At 55.7% G+C, this 404-nt stretch carries 2 rRNA genes; both read left to right on the top strand.

The window, feature by feature from the left end:
* Nucleotides 1–48: 48 nt before the first annotated feature.
* Nucleotides 49–163: ribosomal RNA gene (rrf, locus tag ACVOL0_RS20420) — 5S ribosomal RNA — on the top strand.
* A 130-nt stretch (nucleotides 164–293) separates the two neighbouring features.
* Nucleotides 294–404 (top strand): 5S ribosomal RNA (rrf, locus tag ACVOL0_RS20415); the annotation flags it as partial.

Below are 404 nucleotides of genomic sequence, written 5' to 3'. Positions count from 1 at the left end.
GGCAGGCGCCTAAATCCGTACTTTGGATGGCGACGCTCCAACCGTCTCCCTGATGAAATTAGCGCTATGGAACCACCCGATCCCATCCCGAACTCGGAAGTGAAACGTAGCTGCGCCGATGGTAGTGCAGCCTAAGCTGTGCGAGAGTAGGTCATCGTCAGGGTTTTTACCTAGAACCCCGCTGCTCACGCAGCGGGGTTTGTCTTTTTATGTAAGCCAGGTGCTTTACAGCCTGGCTTAGTTCCGCAAGGAAACGCATTGGAGCCGGCGCAAGGCGCTGCTCAAACCGTCTTCCTGATGAAATTAGCGCTATGGAACCACCCGATCCCATCCCGAACTCGGAAGTGAAACGTAGCCGCGCCGATGGTAGTGCAGCCTAAGCTGTGCGAGAGTAGGTCATCGTC

Source organism: Stenotrophomonas sp. STEN021, from assembly GCF_056760175.1.
The sequence above is the reverse complement of the archived record's forward strand: the minus strand, read 5'-3'. Positions and strand labels throughout refer to the sequence as shown.